This window comes from Teichococcus deserti, from assembly GCF_001982615.1.
GTDB classification, from domain to species: Bacteria; Pseudomonadota; Alphaproteobacteria; order Acetobacterales; family Acetobacteraceae; genus Pseudoroseomonas; species Pseudoroseomonas deserti.
In genome coordinates, this window is sequence record NZ_MLCO01000099.1 from 1 (window position 1) to 17229 (window position 17229).

A 17229-nucleotide genomic window follows, 5' to 3' on the forward strand; every position below is an offset into this window, starting at 1 on the left:
GCGACCGAGGCCGCCCAGGCGGCGCTCTCGGCCAACCGCGCCGCGCCGGCTTCCGGGCGGCTCGCCATCGCCATGGCGCTGCAGGAGGTCGGGCTGGACCAGCCAGCCAGCCAGATCGCCGTCGAGCTCGCCCAGGACAGCCGGCTTTCCACCGACGAGCGCCGCCAGCTGGCCGGGCTGCGCGCCGCCGGCGGCAGCGCGCCGACCGCGGTGGCCGCGGCCCCGCGCCCTGCGCCGCAGCCGGCCACGCCCCAGCAGGCCACGCCCCAGCAGGCCGCCGCCGCCCCGCGCCAGGAAGCGCCGCGGCTGGCCTTCCAGCTCTATCAGGGCGCCCGCGACGCGCGCGAGGCGCAGCGCCTGGCCGAGGGCGTGCTGCGCCGCGACCCGCGCAATCTCGAGGCCCGCGCCGGCGCGGTCGATGCCGCCATCCTGCTCGACCAGTGGGCCCGCGCCGAGGGGCTGCTGGCCGAGGCCCGGGCGCTGGCGCCGAACGACCCTCGCCTGTCGATGATCGAGGCCCGGCTGGCGCGCGCCGGCGGCGACGAGGCCCGCGCCCGCGGCGCTCTGCTGCTGGCCGCCGAGCAGCGCCGCGGCCAGATCGGCGGCGGCGAGACCTATGCCGAGGCAGGCGCCGAGGGCGGCTCGCGCCGCGTTGCGCTGGCCGGCCAGGGCATGGCCAGCCAGGGCGCGCCGATCATCGGCATGCCGGGCGGCACCTATCAGACGCCGCCGGAGGCTTCGGCCGCGGTCGTCCCCGCCGTGCCGCAGGCGCCGCTGACCTATCCGCCGGTCGCGCCCCCGCCGAGCAGCCCGAACTATGCCGGCCCGACCTATGGCGCCCCCGCCGCGTCGACGCCGCAGCCGAGCTACGCCCAGGGTCGCCCGGTCGCCACCTACCAGGCGCCGCTGACCCTGCCGCCGCAGGCCGCCAACGACCCGCTGCTGAACCAGATCAACCGTGAGTTGGCGGTGGTGCAGGACGAGAACTCGTCCCGGTTTTCGCCGACGGCCAATTTCCGCACCCGCTCCGGCGATGGCGGCTTCGACAAGCTGACCGAATATGGCGGCGCCGCCGAGGTCTCGGCCGCGCTGCCGGAGGTCGGCGGCCGCCTCTCGCTGCGCGCCCAGGTGGTCAACATCGATGCCGGCGGCATGGACCAGTCGGTCTATGCGCTCAGCCGCTTCGGCAGCAACGCGCTGACCATCAACAACGGCTCCTCGCTGACGGCGGCGCAGGCCTCGGCGGCGGCGGCGCGGCAGACCTCGGCGACCGGCGTGTCGCTCGGCGTCGGCTATGCCCAGGGCATCTTCTCGGCCGATATCGGCTCGACCCCGCTCGGCTTCCGCAGCCAGAACGTGGTCGGCGGCATCGAGGTGGCGCCGCATCTGAGCGACAGCCTGCGCCTGCGCATGACCGCCGAGCGCCGCGCGGTGACCGACACCATGCTGTCCTGGGGCGGCATGCGCGACCCGGCGACCGGCCGTTCCTTCGGCGGCGTGGTGCGCAACACCGGCCGCGGCCAGCTCGAATACGGCTACAGCGCCGACACCAACTTCTATGTCGCCGGCGCCTATTCGACGATGGAAGGCGACGGGGTGCGCGACAATTCGCGCTGGGAGGCGGCGGCCGGCTTCAACACCGCGCTGTACCGCCGCGAGAGCTGGGAGGTCACCACCGGCCTCGACATGCTCTACCAGACCTACGACCGCAACCTGCGCTACTTCACCGCCGGCCATGGCGGCTATTTCAGCCCGCAGAGCTTCTTTGCCGCCACCGTGCCGGTCGACTACCGCGCGCGCTCGGGCGACTTCAGCTACCGCCTGGGCGCCAGCGCCGGCATCGCCTCCTTCCGCGAGGACCGCGCGCCCTACTTCCCGAATGACGGGGCGGCGCAGGCCAATCTCGAGGCGCAGGCGGCGTCCAACACCAATGTCAGCGCCTTCTATCCGGGCCAGAAGCAGACCGGCTTCACCGGCGGCGTGCGCGCCGACGTGGAATATGCGGTGACGCCGAACCTGCGGCTGGGCGCGGCGCTGCGCTACGACCGCTCGGCCGACTGGAGCGAGGCGCGCGGCCTGCTTTACGCCCGCTACAAGCTTGATCAGTAAGCTCGCCCATCGACGGCCCGGAAAATTCGGGTCCGGTCAGCAAAAGGCGGCAGGAGAAGAACAGGCATGACCCAGACCGACCCGGCGCCCGCCGCGCTCGCCTATCTGGCGCGGCGCGAGGTCAGCGCCCAGTGGCGCGGCTTCCTGCGCGCCCTGGTGGAGACGCTCGACGCCAATCTGGAGAAGGCCGGCCGCGACGGGCTGCTGCGCGCCGTGGGCGAGAAGCTGGGCGCCAGCCTGCCGCTCGGCGCGGTGGAGACGCTGGACGGGCTGGAGGCGCGGATGAACGACGCGCTGGCGACGCTGTCCTGGGGCTATGTCGCACTCTCCGTCGACGAGGCCGATCGCAGCCTGCGCCTGACCCATCGGCTGGCGCCGCTGGTCGCCACCGCCAGCGATGAGGCCGGCGGCTGGATCGCGCCGGTGCTGCTCGGCCTCTACGCCACCTGGCTCGGCACCCAGCAGGGCGACACCCCGGCGGCCGAGGGCGGGCCCAGCCTCGCCCTGGCCGAGGCCGTGCCCGGCGCCATCGTCTTCCGCTTCGGTTCCTGACGCCGGCGCTGCGCCCGGCAAGCGGGGCAGCGTCAAGCGGCTCACACCGCAAAGCTTCTTGTCGGTCGTGACACCACCCGGCAATCTCCCGGCACTATCGGATTGCGATTGTGCCGGGAGGGACTGATGCGTCTCGCAGTGCTCAAGGAAAGGCGTGCCGGGGAAACCCGTGTCGCCGCGACGCCGGAGACGGCGAAGAAATTCATCGGCCTCGGCATCGACGTGGTGGTGGAGAGCGGGGCGGGCCTCGCCTCCGGCCTGCCCGACGACGCCTATCGCGAGGCCGGCGCCGAGATTGCGGCCGATGCCGCGGCCGCCCTGGCCGGGGCGCGCATCGTGCTGAAGGTGCGCGCGCCGCTCGCCCATGGCGAGGGCGAGGTCGATGAGCTCGCCCTCATCCCGCGCGGCGCGCTGCTGATCGGCACGCTGGAGGCGCTGTCCAACCCGAACCGCGCCAAGCTCTATGCCGAGGCGGGGATCGAGGCCTGCAGCATGGAGCTGCTGCCGCGCATCACCCGGGCGCAGAGCATGGATGTGCTGTCGTCCCAGGCCAATCTCGCCGGCTACCGCGCGGTGATCGAGGGCGCCACCGCCTTCGACAAGGGCTTTCCGATGTTGATGACGGCGGCGGGGACCATCCCGGCCGCGAATGTCTTCATCATGGGCGCGGGCGTCGCAGGCCTCCAGGCCATCGCGACCGCGCGGCGGCTCGGCGGCCGCGTCTCGGCGACCGATGTCCGCCCGGCGGCCAAGGAAGAGATCAAGTCGCTGGGTGCGGCCTTCGTCGGCGTCGAGGATGCCGAGATGGCGCAGGCGCAGACCGCCGGCGGCTATGCCAAGGAAATGAGCGACGACTACAAGCGCCGCCAGGCCGAGGTCATCGCCGCCGCCGTCGCCAAGGCCGACGTCGTGGTCTGCACCGCGCTCGTCCAAGGGCGGAAGGCGCCGACCCTGCTGACCGAGGCCATGGTCGCCAGCATGAAGCCGGGCAGCGTGGTGGTCGACATCGCGGCGGATGCCGGCGGCAATTGCGCGCTGACCGTGCCGGGCGAGCTGACCGTGACCGATGGCGGCGTGAAGATCCTCGGCTGGCAGAACTGGCCCGGGCGCATCCCGGCCGCCGCCAGCAGCCTCTATGCGCGCAACCTGCTGACCTTCCTCTCGACCTTCTGGGACAAGGACGCGAAGGCGCCGAAGCTGGACCCGGCCGACGAGATCGTTCGCGGCGTCACCCTGACCCGCGACGGCGCGGTCGTGCATGCGCAGCTGGCCACGGCGGCCTGAGGCGAGGGAGAGAAACCGATGAATCCCACCGATCTGGCCAACCAAGCCACGGCCACCGCCGAGCGCGCCCTGGCGCTGGCCGCCCAGGCGCGGCAGATGGCCGAGGCCGTCGCCCCCGCAGCCCAAGCCGCCGAGCCTTTCCTGCTGCTGCTGACCATTTTCCTGCTGGCCTGCTTCGTCGGCTACTACGTCGTCTGGAACGTCACCCCGGCGCTGCATTCGCCGCTGATGGGCGTCACCAACGCGATTTCCTCGGTCATCGTCGTCGGCGCCATCCTGGCCACGGGCCTCGGTGACAGCTGGGCCGCCAAGTTCTTCGGATTCCTGGCGGTGACGCTGGCCTCGGTGAACATCTTCGGCGGCTTCATGGTGACGCGGCGGATGCTCGCCATGTTCAAGAAGAAGGGCTGAGGGACATGGCGCACACGCTCTCCTCGCTCGCCTATCTGGTCGCCTCGGTCCTCTTCATCCTGGCGCTGCGCGGGCTGTCGCACCCGGAGACCAGCCGGCGCGGCAATCTCTACGGCATGATCGGCATGGCCATCGCCATCGTCGCGACCCTCGCCCATCCGGGCATGGGCGGCGGCGGCCTCGGGCTGATCCTGGCCGGCATCGTCATCGGCGGCGGCATCGGCACCGTGCTGGCGCAGCGCATCCAGATGACGGCGCTGCCGCAGCTGGTCGCCGCCTTCCACTCGCTGGTGGGCCTGGCCGCGGTCTTCGTGGCGGCCGCCGCCTTCTACAACCCCGAGAGCTTCGGCATCGGCACGCCGGGCCATATCCATGCCGGCAGCCTGGTCGAGATGTCGCTGGGCCTGGCCATCGGCGCCATCACCTTCAGTGGCTCGCTGATCGCCTTCGCCAAGCTGCAGGCGCTGATGTCGGGCGCGCCGATCACCTTCAAGGGCCAGCATTTCCTCAATCTGGGCCTCGGCGTGCTGCTGCTGGTGCTGGTCATCGCCTTCGTGGCCACCGGCAACGGGCTGCTGTTCTGGCTGATCGCGCTGCTGGCCCTCGTCCTGGGCTTCCTGCTGATCATCCCGATCGGCGGCGCCGACATGCCGGTCGTCGTCTCGATGCTGAACAGCTATTCCGGCTGGGCGGCGGCGGGCATCGGCTTCACCGTCGGCAACCTGCTGCTGATCGTCACCGGCGCGCTGGTCGGCGCCTCGGGCGCGATCCTGTCCTACATCATGTGCAAGGGAATGAACCGCAGCATCGTCAACGTGCTGCTGGGCGGCTTCGGCGCCGAGGCGGGGAGCACGGCCGCTTCCGGCAGCGGCGGCCCGGCCCGCCCGGTCAAGGCCGGCAGCCCGGAGGATGCCGCCTACCTGATGAAGAATGCCGGCAAGATCATCATCGTCCCCGGCTACGGCATGGCGGTCGCTCAGGCGCAGCAGGTGCTGCGCGAGATGGCCGACCTGCTGAAGAAGGAGGGCGTCGACATTTCCTACGCCATCCACCCGGTCGCCGGCCGCATGCCCGGGCATATGAACGTTCTGCTGGCCGAGGCCAACGTGCCCTATGACGAGGTGCATGAGCTGGAGGAGATCAACCCGGAATTCGCCGAGGCCGACGTCGCCTATGTCATCGGCGCCAATGACGTGACCAACCCGGCGGCGAAGACCGACAAGTCCAGCGCCATCTACGGCATGCCCATCCTGGATGTGGAGCGCGCCAAGACCGTGTTCTTCGTCAAGCGCGGCATGGCCAGCGGCTATGCCGGCGTCGAGAACGAGCTGTTCTTCCGCGACAACACCATGATGCTGTTCGGCGACGCCAAGAAGATCACCCAGCAGATCGTCCAGGCGCTGCAGAAGTAATCTTTTCTGGTTCCGCGCCGGGCGCTGCCCGGCGCGGTGATCTTTTCTATATGCAGTCTCTCTGATAAAAGAGACGTTGCGAAGCCGGTGGGACGGCGACTTACGCCCCCGGCGGATCATCGCGGCAAAGGGCTTGGTTCCACCGCGCCACCCCCCCTATAACCGATGACATGGCCGCCAAACCCGCCTCCCTGACGCCCTTGCCCGGCTCCTGCGCGGCCTGCGCGGTGCGGCCCTTCGCGCTGTTCCGCGTGGTGCCGCAGGCCCGGGTGGGGGAGATCGCGCGGGTCCGCTCGGCCGTCCGCCTGGTCCGCGCCGGCGAGGCGATCCGCGACACCGTCTTCACCCTCTATGCCGGCTGGGCCTTCTCCTGGACCACCACGCCGGACGGGCGGCGGCAGATCCTCGATTTCCACCTGCCCGGCGACCTGGTCGAGCGCGCCGAGGACGGCGCCGAGGTCTCCTCCCTGACCGATGCCAGCTTCTGCGTGCTGGCCCGCGACCGGCTCTGCGAGTTCATGGGCCGCGATCCCGGCCTGGCGCTCTCCTATGCCGACGGGCTGGTGCGTGACCGTGCCCGGCTGCGCGAGCGGCTGACCAGCCTCGGCCGCCGCGACGCGCTGGGCCGCGTCGCGCATCTGCTGCTGGAGCTGCACACCCGCCTGACCCATCGCGGCGGCGCCGACCGGGCCGGCGCCGCCCTGCCGTTGAAGCAGGCGCATCTGGCCGATGCGCTGGGCCTCTCCGTCGAGCATGCCAACCGGGCGCTGGCGGTGCTGCGCAAGGACGGCGTCGCCTCCCTGCAGAAGGGGCGGCTGGAGATCCTGGACCGCGACGCCATGGAGGCGCTGTCCGGCTGGTCCAGCGCCCCGGCGGCGCCCGTGCTGACCCGCATCAAGGCCTGAACGCGCCGAGGCCCTTGCGCCGCCGCGGCGGCCGGGCCAGCCTTGCTGCGCCGCGGCAAGCTCATTTTACGAAACCCAGCCATTCCACGATCCAAATTTGGACAAATGGCTCAGGTGATTGACAGAATCTCACTTTCACCGCTTGTTGATTGAGAACGACGGAGAGCCGAGACCATGCCCATCACGCGCCGCCATCTGCTGCTGTCCGGGATCGCCCTGGGCGCCGCCGCGAACACCGCCCTGCCGCTGCCCGCGCTCGCCCAGGCGCCGCGCCGTGGCGGCGTGCTGACCATCCATCTGGGCTCGGAGCAGCGCATCCTGAACCCGGCGCTGCGTGCCTCGACCGGCGTCTATGTCATCACCAGCAAGATCATCGAGCCGCTGGTCGACCTGGGCGAGGGCGGCAAGATCGTGCCGGTCCTGGCCGAGAGCTGGGAGGCCACGCCGGACGGCAAGACCGTCACCTTCAAGCTGCGTTCCGGCGTGCAGTGGCATGACGGCAAGCCCTTCACCGCGGCCGACGTGCAGTACAGCGCGATGGAGCAGTGGAAGAAGCACCTCAATTACGGCACCACGCTGCAGCTGTATCTCGATGCGGTCGAGACGCCGGACCCGCAGACCGCCATCTTCCGCTATTCGCGGCCGATGCCGCTGAACCTGCTGCTGCGCGCGCTCTGCGACCTGGGCTATGTCGTGCCCAAGCATGTCTTCGACGGCACCAACGTGCTGGAAAACCCGGCCAACACCGCGCCGATCGGCACCGGCCCCTTCAAGTTCGTCGAATACCAGCGCGGCCAGTATGTCATCGCCGAGCGCAACCCGAACTACTGGCGCCAGGGTTTCCCCTATCTCGACCGCATCGTCTGGCGCTTCATCACCGACCGGTCTGCGGCCACCGCCGCGCTGGAGACGGGGCAGGTGCAGATCTCGGCCTATAACGGCCTGCCGCTGGCCGATATCGACCGGCTGCGCAAGGACAACCGCTTCGAGGTCTCGACCCGCGGCGTCGAGGGCAATGTCTTCAACAACACCCTCGAATTCAACACGCGCCGCAAGGAGCTCTCCGACAAGCGGGTGCGCCAGGCCATCGCCCATGCGGTGGACGTGCCCTTCTTCCTGGAGAATTTCCTCTACGGCCTCGGCAAGCCGGCCACCGGCCCGATCCCGTCGCTGTCGCCTGACTTCTTCCCGAACAACGCCGTCCCGTACCCTTACGACAAGGCGCGCTCCGAGAAGCTGCTGGACGAGGCGGGCTACAAGCGCGGGGCAGGGGGCATCCGCTTCAGCCTGAAGATCGTCCCGATCATGAACGGCGAGGACGTGCCGCTGCTGGCCACCTTCATCCAGCAGTCGCTCTCGCAGGTCGGCATCCGGGTGGAGATCGTCCAGCTCGACATCGCCGGCGCTCTCTCCGCCGTCTATCGCGACTGGAACTTCGACCTGGCCACCGGCTGGCACCAGTATCGCGGCGATCCGGCGGTCTCGACCACCGTCTGGTACCGCTCGGGCTCGCCCAAGGGCGCGCCCTGGACCAACCAGTATGGCTGGCAGTCGGATGCCGTCGACAAGCTGATCGACGACGCCGCCAGCGAGGTCGATGTCGCCAAGCGCCGCGCGCTCTATGCCGAGTTCGTCAAGGCGGTGAATGACGAGCTGCCGGTCTGGATGCTGACCGAGCGCCCCTTCTATGCCGCCACCAGCAAGCGCGTGCAGAACCACCACACCGTGCCGCGCTGGGATTCGGGCGACATGCACGACACCTGGATCCAGCCCGCCTGAGGGAAGAAGATGCGCATCCTGCTCCTGGCGCTGCGCCGGCTGGCCGCCAGCCTGCCGACGCTGCTGCTGATCCTGGTCGGCCTGTTCCTGCTGCTGCAGCTGGCGCCGGGCGACACCGTCGACGCGCTGGTCGCCCAGATGGGCGGCGGCGACCCGGCCATGATCGAGCAGCTGCGCAGCTTCTACGGGCTGGATGCGCCGGTGCTGGTGCAGCTCGGCCGCTACCTGCTGCGGCTGGTGACGCTCGACCTCGGCTTCTCCGCCATCTACGGCAAGCCGGTGGCCGACGTCATCCTCGAGCGCCTGCCGGTCACCCTGCTGCTGATGGCCACCGCGCTCAGCTTCGCCTTCGCCGCCGGCATGGGCCTCGGCGTGGTGGCGGCGCGGCGGGTCAACCGCTGGCCGGATTCGCTGATCTCGACGCTGGGGCTGGTCTTCTACGCCACCCCCAGCTTCTGGTTCGGCATGATGGGCATCGTGGTCTTCGCCGTCCGCCTGTCCTGGCTGCCCGCCGGCGGCTTCGAGGAGATCGGCAGCGGCAACGAGGGCCTGACCCGGGTGCTGGACATCGCCTGGCACCTGGTGCTGCCGGTGGCGACCCTCGCCCTGACCTACCTGGCGACCTATCTCCGCATCATGCGCGCCTCGATGCTGGAGGTGATGACGCTGGACTTCGTCCGCACCGCCCGCGCCAAGGGGCTGGGCGAGACCGCCGTCGTGCTGCGCCACGTGCTGCGCAACGCCCTGCTGCCCGGCGTCACCCTGATGGGGCTGCAGGCCGGCACCATGCTGGGCGGCTCGGTGGTGGTGGAGAGCGTCTTCGCCCTGCCCGGCCTCGGCCGGCTGGCCTATGAATCGGTGGTGCAGCGCGACGTGAACACCCTGCTCGGCATCGTCTTCGTCTCGGCGCTGCTGGTCATCGCCATCAACTTCATCGTGGACATGCTGTACGCCAAGCTCGATCCGCGCATCGTCACGGGGTCCTAGGCGCATGGGCTTCCTGAAGCGCTACGCGCGCAACCCGGCCGCCGTCATCGGCCTGCTGCTGGTGCTGGCGGTGATCGCCATGGCGGTCTCCGCCAGCTGGATCTTCCCGCGCGACCCGCTGTCGCTGGCCGGGCGGCCGCTGCAATGGCCGCTGGACAACCCGCGCTTCTGGCTGGGCACCGACAACACCGGCCGCGACATCGCGGCGCAGATCTTCCATGGCGCGCGCACCTCGCTGCTGATCGGGCTGGTGGCCACGGTGGTGGCGATCGGCATCGGCATCGTCATCGGCGCCGTCGCCGGCTATTACGGCGGGTGGGTCGACGACCTGCTGATGCGGATCACCGAGGCCTTCCAGACCCTGCCCAACTTTCTGCTGCTGCTGGTGCTCGTCGCCGTCTTCGGCTCCAACATCACCTTCGTCACGGTGGCCATCGGCATCGTCTCCTGGCCGCCCTCGGCGCGGCTGACCCGGGCCGAGTTCCTGACGCTGCGCAACCGCGAATTCGTCCAGGCCTGCCGGGTCTTGGGGATGCGCGACCGGCAGATCATCTTCCGCGAGATCCTGCCCAACGCCCTGCCGCCGATCATCGTCTATGCCAGCGTCATCATGGCCGTCGCCATCCTGCTGGAAAGCGCGCTCGCCTTCCTCAACCTGTCCGACCCGAACATCCCCTCCTGGGGCAATCTGATCGGCGCCGGCAAGGGCGTGCTGCGGGTCCACTGGTACGTCTCGGCCATCCCCGGCCTGGTCATCCTGCTCACCGTGCTCGGCGTCTCCCTGGTCGGCCAGGGGCTGAACGACGCCCTCAATCCGAGGCTGAAGGGACGATGAGCCTGCTCGCGATCGAAGGCCTGACCGTCGCCCTGCCGAAGGGCGCCGACCGGCCGCATGCGCTGGAAAGTGTCTCCTTCAGCCTGAAGGCCGGGGAGATCCTCTGTGTCGTCGGCGAGAGCGGCTCCGGCAAGTCGCTGACCGCCGGCGCGGTGATGGGGCTGCTGCCGGACGGCGTGGTGGCGACCGCAGGCGCCATCCGCTATCTGGGCCGCGACCTGCTGCCGCTGCCGGCGGCCGAGATGCGCCGGCTGCGCGGCCGCGATATCGGCATGGTCTTCCAGGAGCCGATGACGGCGCTGAACCCGCTGCGCAGCATCGGCAGCCAGATCGCCGAGATGTTCCGCACCCATACCCGCCTGTCCGGCCGCGAGATCGATGCCCGCGTCCTGGCACTGCTGGAGCAGGTGCGCATCCCCGACCCCGCCGCCGCGGCGCGCGCCTATCCGCACGAGCTCTCCGGCGGGCAGCGGCAGCGCGCGATGATCGCCATGGCGCTCGCCCTCGAGCCCAAGCTGCTGATCTGCGACGAGCCGACCACCGCGCTCGACGTCACGACGCAGGCGCAGATCCTCGCGCTGATCCGCGACCTGCAGCGGCGCACCGGCACCGCGGTGCTGTTCATCACCCACGACTTCGGCGTGGTCGCCGACATCGCCGACCGCGTCGCCGTCATGCGCCGCGGCATCCTGGTCGAGCAGGGCCCGGCCGCCGAGGTGCTGAACAACCCGCAGCACCCCTATACCCGCGCGCTGGTGGCCGCCGTGCCGCCGCTGACGCCGCCCGGGCGCCCGTCTGTCACCGGCGCGCCCTTCCTCGAGATCGACCGCGTCTCCAAGACCTACCGCAAGGGCGGGCTGCTGCGCCGCAGCCGCCGCGTCACCCATGCGGTGAAGGAGGTTTCCCTCAGCCTGCCGCGTGGCGGCACGCTGGGGATCGTCGGCGAGAGCGGCTCGGGCAAGTCGACCCTGGCCCGCTGCATCCTGCGCCTGCTCGACCCCGAGACCGGCGAGATCCGCCTGGACGGCCAGGACCGGCTGGCCCTGTCGAAAGAGGCGCTGCGCCGCGAGGCCAGGCGCGTCCAGATGGTGTTCCAGGACCCCTTCGCCTCGCTCAACCCGCGCCGACGCGTGGGCGAGCTGGTGGCGCAGGGCCCGATCATCCATGGCACCCCCCGCGCCGAGGCCATGGAGCGCGCCCGCGAGCTTTTTTCCCTCGTCGGCCTGGACCCCGCCGCGCTCGACCGCTTCCCGCATGAGTTCTCGGGCGGCCAGCGCCAGCGCATCGGCCTGGCCCGCGCGCTGGCGCTGCGCCCCGACGTGCTGGTCGCGGACGAGCCGGTCTCGGCCCTCGACGTCTCCGTCCAGGCGCAGGTGCTGAAGCTGCTGGTGCAGCTGCGCGAGCAGCTCGGCCTGTCGATGGTCTTCATCACCCACGACCTCCGCGTGGCGGCCCAGCTCTGCGACCAACTGGCGGTGATGCGCCAGGGCGAGGTGGTCGAGCATGGGCCGGCGGCTGCGATCTTCGCCGACCCGCAGCACGAATACACGCGCGCGCTGATGGCGGCGGTGCCGGGGAAGGGGTGGACGCCGCCTGTCGCCTTCGGGAGCGAAGAGGCGGCGTAGCGGGAGGGCTCGCCCTAAGCCGCCAGCGGCTCGAAATGCGGAATCGCCGCGATGAGCTCGGCGGTATAGTCGGCCTGGGGCGCGCGGAAGATGCGCTGGCTGTCGCCTTCTTCCACCACCTGGCCGTTGCGCAGCACGATCATGCGGTCGCAGAGCATGCGGACCACGTTCAGGTCGTGGCTGACGAAAAGATAGGCCAGACCCTTCTCCCGCCGCAGCCGTTCCAGCAGCTGCAGGACCACCGCCTGGACCGAGACGTCCAGCGCCGCGGTCGGCTCGTCCAGCACCAGCAGCTTGGGATCGACCGAGACGGCGCGGGCGATGCCGACGCGGGCGCGCTGGCCGCCGGAGAGCTGGTGCGGGAAGCGGTCGAGCAGCGGCAGCGGCAGGCCGACGCTGACGGCGCAGTCCTTGACCCGCTTGGTCAGCTCGGAGCCGTCGCGCAGGCCGCGCAGCCGGCGCAGCGGGTCGGCGATGCTGTCGAAGGCGCTGAAGCGCGGGTTCAGGCTTTCGCCGGCATCCTGGAAGACGATCTGGATCTGGCTGCGCTGCGGGGCCGCGTGGAAGTCGCGGGCGGGGATGTCGGAGACCGAATGGCCGTCGAAGATCACCTCGCCGCCGGTGGCGTCGATCAGCCGGGTGACCAGGCGGGAGATGGTGCTCTTGCCGGAGCCGCTCTCGCCGACCAGGCCGAGGCTTTCGCCCGGCTTCATCGTGAAGGACACCTTGTCCACCGCCGCGACGCCGCCCGGATACGTCTTCACGAGATCGCGGACCTCAAGCAGAAGCGGCGTGCCGGCGGGAAGCGGCGCACGGGCCACCGGCTCGGCCGGCAACTCGCCGTCGGGGGACAAGGAAGCGATGGTCGAAGAGGGCGTCGGGCAGGCGGCGACCAGGCGGCGGGTATAGGCATGGCCCGGCGCGCCGAACAGGGCGGCGGGCGGCGCCTCCTCGACGACGCGGCCCTGCTCCATGACGGCGACGCGGTCGCAATACTGCGCGGCGAGTCCGAGGTCGTGGGTGATCAGCAGCATGGCCATGCCGCGCTCGCGCGTCAGCCCGGCGAGCAGGTCCATCACCGCCTTCTGCGTCGTCACGTCGAGGCCGGTGGTGGGCTCGTCGGCGATGATCAGACGGGGCGCGCAGGCGATGGCCATAGCGATCATCACGCGCTGGCACATGCCGCCCGACAGCTCATGCGGGAAGGCCTCAAGCCGTTGGCCGGCGTTGCGGATGCGCACCTGCTCCAGCAAGGCGAGGGCCTGGTCGCGGGCCGCGCGCGCGGAGAGGTCGCGATGGGCGCGGAGCGCGTCGGCGACCTGGGCGCCGACGCTGCGGATCGGGTTCAGCGCCGCGCGCGGGTTCTGGAAGATCATCGAGAAGGCAGCGCCGCGCATCGGCCGCAGCACGCCGGCGCCGGCGCGGGTGATGTCGCGCCCGTCGAAATGGATGCTCCCCCGCGTGACGCGCCCGGCCTTGTCGAGCAGCCCCATGGCGGCCAGCGCGGTCACCGACTTGCCGGAGCCGCTCTCGCCAACGAGCCCCAGCACCTCGCCGGGGTCAAGGGCGAAGCTGGCGCCGCGCAGGGCGGCGACGGCGCCGCGGCGGGTGGCGAAGGTGACCTCCAGGTCCTGGACCTGCAGCAGGGGTGTGGTCATGTGCGCATCCGGGGGTCGAGGATGTCGCGCAGCCCGTCGCCCAGCAGGTTGAAGCAGAGCACGGCGAACATCAGCGCGGCGCCAGGGAAGAAGACCAGCCACCATTTGCCCGAGGCGATGAAGCGCGCGCCCTCGGCCACCATGATCCCCCATTCCGGCGTCGGCGCCTGCACGCCGAGGCCGATGAAGGACAGGCCCGCGGCATTCAGGATCGCCCAGCCGAGATTGAGCGAGATCTGCACGGCGACGATGGGAAGGATGTTCGGCAGCAGAAAGAACAGGACAACGCGGCCGCGGCTGTTGCCGGAGGCCTGGGCGGCCTCGACCCAGCCGGCGTTGCGGCGGACGGCGACCTCGGTGCGGGCAAAGCGGATGTAGAAGGGTAGGTTGATGATGGCGGTGGCGTAGATGATGTTTTCCAGCCGGTTGCCCAGCGCCGCCACCATCGCCATCGCCAGCACGAACAGAGGAAAAGCCATCAGCACGTCGGTGAAGCGGCCGACCCAGCGGTCCAGCCTGCCGCCGACGAAGCCGCAGAAGCTGCCGATCATGGCGCCGACGGCGAAGGACAGGCCGACCGCCGCGGCGGCGATGGTCAGGTCGAGCCGCGTGCCATGCAGCAGCCGGCTGAGGATGTCGCGCCCCAGCTGGTCGGTGCCGAACCAGTGGGTGGCCGATGGCGGCTGCAGCGCGCCGGGCACGTCGCTGGCGATGGGGTCGTAGGGGGCGATCCAGGGGGCGAGGACGGCGAGCGCGATCAGCAGCGCGGTGCCGGCCATGGCCAGCGCCGTCAGCGGATTGCCGCGCAGCACCCAGGCGATATGGCCGAGGGTGGCGTTGCGCGGGGGCGACGTCAGGGAGGCGCTCATTCCGCGGCGATCCTCGGATCGGCCAGGCCGTAGAGGATGTCGACCAGCAGGTTCACCAAGACGAAGATCGTCGCCATCAGCAGGACGAAGCCCTGCACCGGCGCGTAGTCGGAAGCGAGCAGCGCATCCAGCGCATAGGACGCGACCCCCGGCCAGGAGAACACCTTCTCCACCAGGACGTTCGCTCCGAGCATCGTCGAGAAAACAATGCCGGCGATGGTCAGCACGGGCAGCAGCGCGTTGCGCAGCGCATAGACCAGGATCACGCGCCAGGGGGCCAGCCCGATCGAGCGCGCGGTGCGGATGAAGTCGCTGCCGAGCACCGCCAGCATCGAGGCCCGGGTCATCCGCGCCAGCGGGGCGAGGACGAACAAGGCCATGGTGCAGGCCGGCAGGATCAGCTGGGAGAAGGCCGCGCGGAACCCTTCCAAGTCGCCGGTCACCGCGAAGTCGAACAGGAGAAACCCGGTGATCTCAGGAGGGGCGGACGCAAATATGTCGATCCGCCCGGTGGGGTCGGGCGCCCAGCCCAGCAGGTAGTAGAAGGCGTAGATCAGCAGAAGGCCGGAGACGAAGGTCGGCATGCAGACGCCGAGCGTGCAGAGGAAGCGCACGACATGGTCCACCGCCGATCCCGGCCGGAGTGCTGCCAGGATTCCCAGCGGCAGGGCGCAGGCCAGGGCCAGGAACAGCGCGGAGAAGGTGAGCTCCAGCGAGGCCGGCAGCCGCTGCTGCATGTCGGTCAGCACCGGCTGGCCGGTGGTCATGGAACGGCCGAGATTGCCCGTGGCGATGTCCTGCAGGTAGCGCACCAGCTGCACCGGCACCGGCTGGTCCAGCCCCATCTGCTTGCGCAGATCCTCGATCTCCTGCTGCCCGGCGCTGGGGCCGGAGGCGAAGAACACCGCCGGATCGCCCGGCAGCACCCGCATCAGCAGGAAGGTCAGGATCACCACGCCCAGGATGGCCGGCACCGAGGAGAGCAGCCTGCCCCCGATGCGGCGCCCGATCGCCTGTAGCTTGCGCATGCCCGGCCGCTCCGCCTCAGGCCCGCTTCAGGTCGCGGAAGTCCACCTGGCGGTAGAACTGGTAGGTGAAGTCGCGCAGATTCGCCGCCATCACCGCGTCCATGTTGGGCTGCCACAGCATCAGCAGCGGCACCTGCTCGGCCAGGATGCCGATCATCTCGCGGCAGGCGGCGTCGTAGGCGGCCTGGTCGGTCTCGAAGCGGGCGGCGTTGGACAGCTCGGTGATGCGCGGGTTGTTCCAGCTGGCGAAGTTCCAGCGCTGGTCGCGGGTGAAGTAGAGGTAGAAGAAGTAGTAGGTGGCCGGCAGCCAGGCGGTCCCGGCATCGGTGTAGAAGTTCAGCTTCTTCTCGGCGACCAGGGTGTTGAACTGGGCGTCGGGCATCTTCTGGATCTCGACCTTGATGCCGATGCGGCCCAGCGCCTCCTGCACCAGCGCCGCCAGCGGTTCGGCCGTCGCGGCCTGGCCGGCGGAGAAGGCGAAGGGCGTCGAGAAGCCGCTGGCCAGCCCGGCCTCGGCCAGCAGCGCCCTGGCGCGCTCGACATCCTGCTTCAGCGGCATCGGCTGCGGGAAATCGGCCGAGGCGGGCTGGCCCGTGAAGGTCCCCCCGAAGAGCGGCCGGCCGCGGCCGAACAGCGCCGCCTTGAACATCGAATCATAGGGCAGGGCGGCGGCGATCGCCTGGCGCACCTTGACGTTGTCGAAGGGCGCGACCTGGGTGTTGAAGCTGATATGGGTGAAGCCGTTGGTCTGCGGGATCGAGGCGACCTTGACCTTGCCGCGGGTCTCCAGCGCGGTGATGTCGCTGGCCTGCAGGTCGATCGACAGGTCGGCATCGCCGCGCTCGACCAGGTTGGCGCGCGTCGCCGCCTCCGGCACGGTCTGCAGGATGATGCGCCTGAAGAAGGGCAGGCCCTCGGCGCCGCCTTTCCAGTCCTCGTTGCGGGTCAGCGTCACCTGCACGCCGGGACGGTAGGTGTCGATCCTGTAGGCGCCGCTGGCGGCGGTGTTGTTCTGCAGCCAGCTCTGCGCCCAGGGGTCCTCGGCGGTCGCATGCTGCCTGGCCAGCTTGCTGTTGATCATGATGGCGTAGGGCACGGCCAGGTTCGACAGCGCCAGGCGGTCGGGCTTGTCCAGCAGCACCTCGATCACGCCGGGGCCGGCGATGCGGAACTGCTCCGGCTTGGTCAGCGACCCGGTGGTGAACTGCGGGCCGGCCAGCGACTTGGCCGAGACGGCGCGGTCGAGCGACCACTTCACGTCCTCCGCCGTCACCGGCGTGCCGTCATGCCACCTGGCGTCCTTCCGCAGATGCAGGGTGATCTTGAGGCCGTCGGCGCTGGTCTCGAAGCGCTCGGCCAGCTCGCCGCGGATCACGGTGTGGTCGAAGACCCAGTTGCCGTCGACCTGCCTGCGGCCGAAGGCCACCAGCCGGTCATAGACATTCATGCTGATGCCGAAGGCTTCGCGGGTCGAGCCCGGCATGGTCGGATCCAGCGTGTTGACCGCGTTGCCGGTCACCTGGCGCAGCGTCTCGGCGCGGGACGCCGCGGGCTGGGCGCCGGCGGGCAGGGCGATGCCGGCGGGGGCCGCCAGCGCGGTCAGGGCCAGCAGGCTCTGTCGGCGGGTGAGGTCCATGGGCGGTCAGTCCTTCTGCGGGGCGCCCGGGGCGGGCTGCGCGGGGGAATGGGAGTGCAAGCGATGTGCCATCAGGCCGCCGCCACGGGTCGCATCGCCGCCTGCGGCACGTCATAGGCAGCGAGCGCCGCCCAATGAG

14 protein-coding genes are annotated in these 17229 nt (G+C 70.5%); 10 read left to right on the forward strand and 4 right to left on the reverse strand.

Annotated features, from left to right (window positions below):
- The 10 genes from BKE38_RS12215 to BKE38_RS12260 form a co-directional block, all read left to right on the forward strand.
- Positions 1–2109: cellulose synthase subunit BcsC-related outer membrane protein (locus BKE38_RS12215; protein WP_131829576.1), on the forward strand; the 2109-nt coding region annotated here is incomplete at its 5' end.
- Positions 2110–2175: 66 nt separating this feature from the next.
- A complete protein-coding gene (bcsD, locus tag BKE38_RS12220; RefSeq protein WP_076957594.1) occupies positions 2176–2661 on the forward strand; it encodes a cellulose biosynthesis protein BcsD in 486 nt (161 codons plus the stop codon).
- Positions 2662–2787: 126 nt separating this feature from the next.
- Entirely contained in the window at positions 2788–3945 is a 1158-nt protein-coding gene (locus tag BKE38_RS12225) for a Re/Si-specific NAD(P)(+) transhydrogenase subunit alpha (protein ID WP_207553553.1), read from the forward strand.
- An 18-nt stretch (positions 3946–3963) separates the two neighbouring features.
- Positions 3964–4356, forward strand: coding sequence for a proton-translocating transhydrogenase family protein (locus BKE38_RS12230; protein WP_076957595.1), 393 nt, complete (start codon positions 3964–3966; stop codon positions 4354–4356).
- Between the two features lie 5 nt (positions 4357–4361).
- Positions 4362–5768 carry an NAD(P)(+) transhydrogenase (Re/Si-specific) subunit beta gene (locus BKE38_RS12235; protein ID WP_076957596.1) on the forward strand — a complete coding sequence of 469 codons (1407 nt, stop codon included), beginning with the start codon at positions 4362–4364 and terminating at the stop codon, positions 5766–5768.
- A 170-nt stretch (positions 5769–5938) separates the two neighbouring features.
- Entirely contained in the window at positions 5939–6673 is a 735-nt protein-coding gene (locus BKE38_RS12240) for a Crp/Fnr family transcriptional regulator (protein WP_083747508.1), read from the forward strand.
- A 174-nt stretch (positions 6674–6847) separates the two neighbouring features.
- Positions 6848–8452, forward strand: a complete 1605-nt coding sequence (locus BKE38_RS12245) for an ABC transporter substrate-binding protein (protein WP_076957597.1) — start codon at positions 6848–6850, stop codon at positions 8450–8452.
- 9 nt (positions 8453–8461) lie between these two features.
- On the forward strand, positions 8462–9439 hold the full coding sequence (locus BKE38_RS12250; protein ID WP_076957598.1) for an ABC transporter permease: 978 nt from the start codon (positions 8462–8464) through the stop codon (positions 9437–9439).
- A 4-nt stretch (positions 9440–9443) separates the two neighbouring features.
- Positions 9444–10274 (forward strand): ABC transporter permease, encoded by an 831-nt coding sequence (locus BKE38_RS12255; protein ID WP_076957599.1) that lies wholly within the window; start codon positions 9444–9446, stop codon positions 10272–10274.
- On the forward strand, positions 10271–11899 hold the full coding sequence (locus tag BKE38_RS12260) for an ABC transporter ATP-binding protein (RefSeq protein WP_076957600.1): 1629 nt from the start codon (positions 10271–10273) through the stop codon (positions 11897–11899). Before BKE38_RS12255 ends, BKE38_RS12260 begins: the two co-directional genes overlap by 4 nt.
- Before the next feature lie 14 nt (positions 11900–11913).
- Here BKE38_RS12260 and nikE read toward each other — a convergent pair whose 3' ends face one another.
- Genes nikE through BKE38_RS12280 form a run of 4 tightly spaced genes read right to left on the reverse strand, consistent with a single transcriptional unit; the run spans position 11914 to position 17090 of the window.
- Positions 11914–13557: a nickel ABC transporter ATP-binding protein NikE gene (gene nikE, locus BKE38_RS12265; RefSeq protein WP_076957601.1), complete on the reverse strand. Its 1644-nt coding sequence runs from the start codon at positions 13555–13557 to the stop codon at positions 11914–11916.
- On the reverse strand, positions 13554–14426 hold the full coding sequence (locus BKE38_RS12270) for an ABC transporter permease (protein ID WP_076957602.1): 873 nt from the start codon (positions 14424–14426) through the stop codon (positions 13554–13556). The genes nikE and BKE38_RS12270 overlap by 4 nt, the downstream gene beginning before the upstream one ends.
- Positions 14423–15454 (reverse strand): ABC transporter permease, encoded by a 1032-nt coding sequence (locus tag BKE38_RS12275; protein WP_076957603.1) that lies wholly within the window; start codon positions 15452–15454, stop codon positions 14423–14425. The genes BKE38_RS12270 and BKE38_RS12275 overlap by 4 nt, the downstream gene beginning before the upstream one ends.
- A 16-nt stretch (positions 15455–15470) precedes the next feature.
- The gene (locus tag BKE38_RS12280; RefSeq protein WP_076957604.1) at positions 15471–17090 is read right to left on the reverse strand and encodes an ABC transporter substrate-binding protein; all 1620 of its coding nucleotides are present in this window, start codon (positions 17088–17090) and stop codon (positions 15471–15473) included.
- Between the last annotated feature and the right edge of the window lie 139 nt (positions 17091–17229).

Excerpts from the sequence above, each read along its gene's own strand:
- bcsD (WP_076957594.1), top strand. The coding sequence starts at position 2,176 with ATGACCCAGACCGACCCGGCGCCCGCCGCGCTCGCCTATCTGGCGCGG.
- BKE38_RS12225 (WP_207553553.1), top strand. The coding sequence starts at position 2,788 with ATGCGTCTCGCAGTGCTCAAGGAAAGGCGTGCCGGGGAAACCCGTGTC.
- BKE38_RS12230 (WP_076957595.1), top strand. The coding sequence starts at position 3,964 with ATGAATCCCACCGATCTGGCCAACCAAGCCACGGCCACCGCCGAGCGC.
- BKE38_RS12235 (WP_076957596.1), top strand. The coding sequence starts at position 4,362 with ATGGCGCACACGCTCTCCTCGCTCGCCTATCTGGTCGCCTCGGTCCTC.
- BKE38_RS12240 (WP_083747508.1), top strand. The coding sequence starts at position 5,939 with ATGGCCGCCAAACCCGCCTCCCTGACGCCCTTGCCCGGCTCCTGCGCG.
- BKE38_RS12245 (WP_076957597.1), top strand. The coding sequence starts at position 6,848 with ATGCCCATCACGCGCCGCCATCTGCTGCTGTCCGGGATCGCCCTGGGC.
- BKE38_RS12250 (WP_076957598.1), top strand. The coding sequence starts at position 8,462 with ATGCGCATCCTGCTCCTGGCGCTGCGCCGGCTGGCCGCCAGCCTGCCG.
- BKE38_RS12255 (WP_076957599.1), top strand. The coding sequence starts at position 9,444 with ATGGGCTTCCTGAAGCGCTACGCGCGCAACCCGGCCGCCGTCATCGGC.
- BKE38_RS12260 (WP_076957600.1), top strand. The coding sequence starts at position 10,271 with ATGAGCCTGCTCGCGATCGAAGGCCTGACCGTCGCCCTGCCGAAGGGC.
- nikE (WP_076957601.1), bottom strand. The coding sequence starts at position 13,557 with ATGACCACACCCCTGCTGCAGGTCCAGGACCTGGAGGTCACCTTCGCC.
- BKE38_RS12270 (WP_076957602.1), bottom strand. The coding sequence starts at position 14,426 with ATGAGCGCCTCCCTGACGTCGCCCCCGCGCAACGCCACCCTCGGCCAT.
- BKE38_RS12275 (WP_076957603.1), bottom strand. The coding sequence starts at position 15,454 with ATGCGCAAGCTACAGGCGATCGGGCGCCGCATCGGGGGCAGGCTGCTC.
- BKE38_RS12280 (WP_076957604.1), bottom strand. The coding sequence starts at position 17,090 with ATGGACCTCACCCGCCGACAGAGCCTGCTGGCCCTGACCGCGCTGGCG.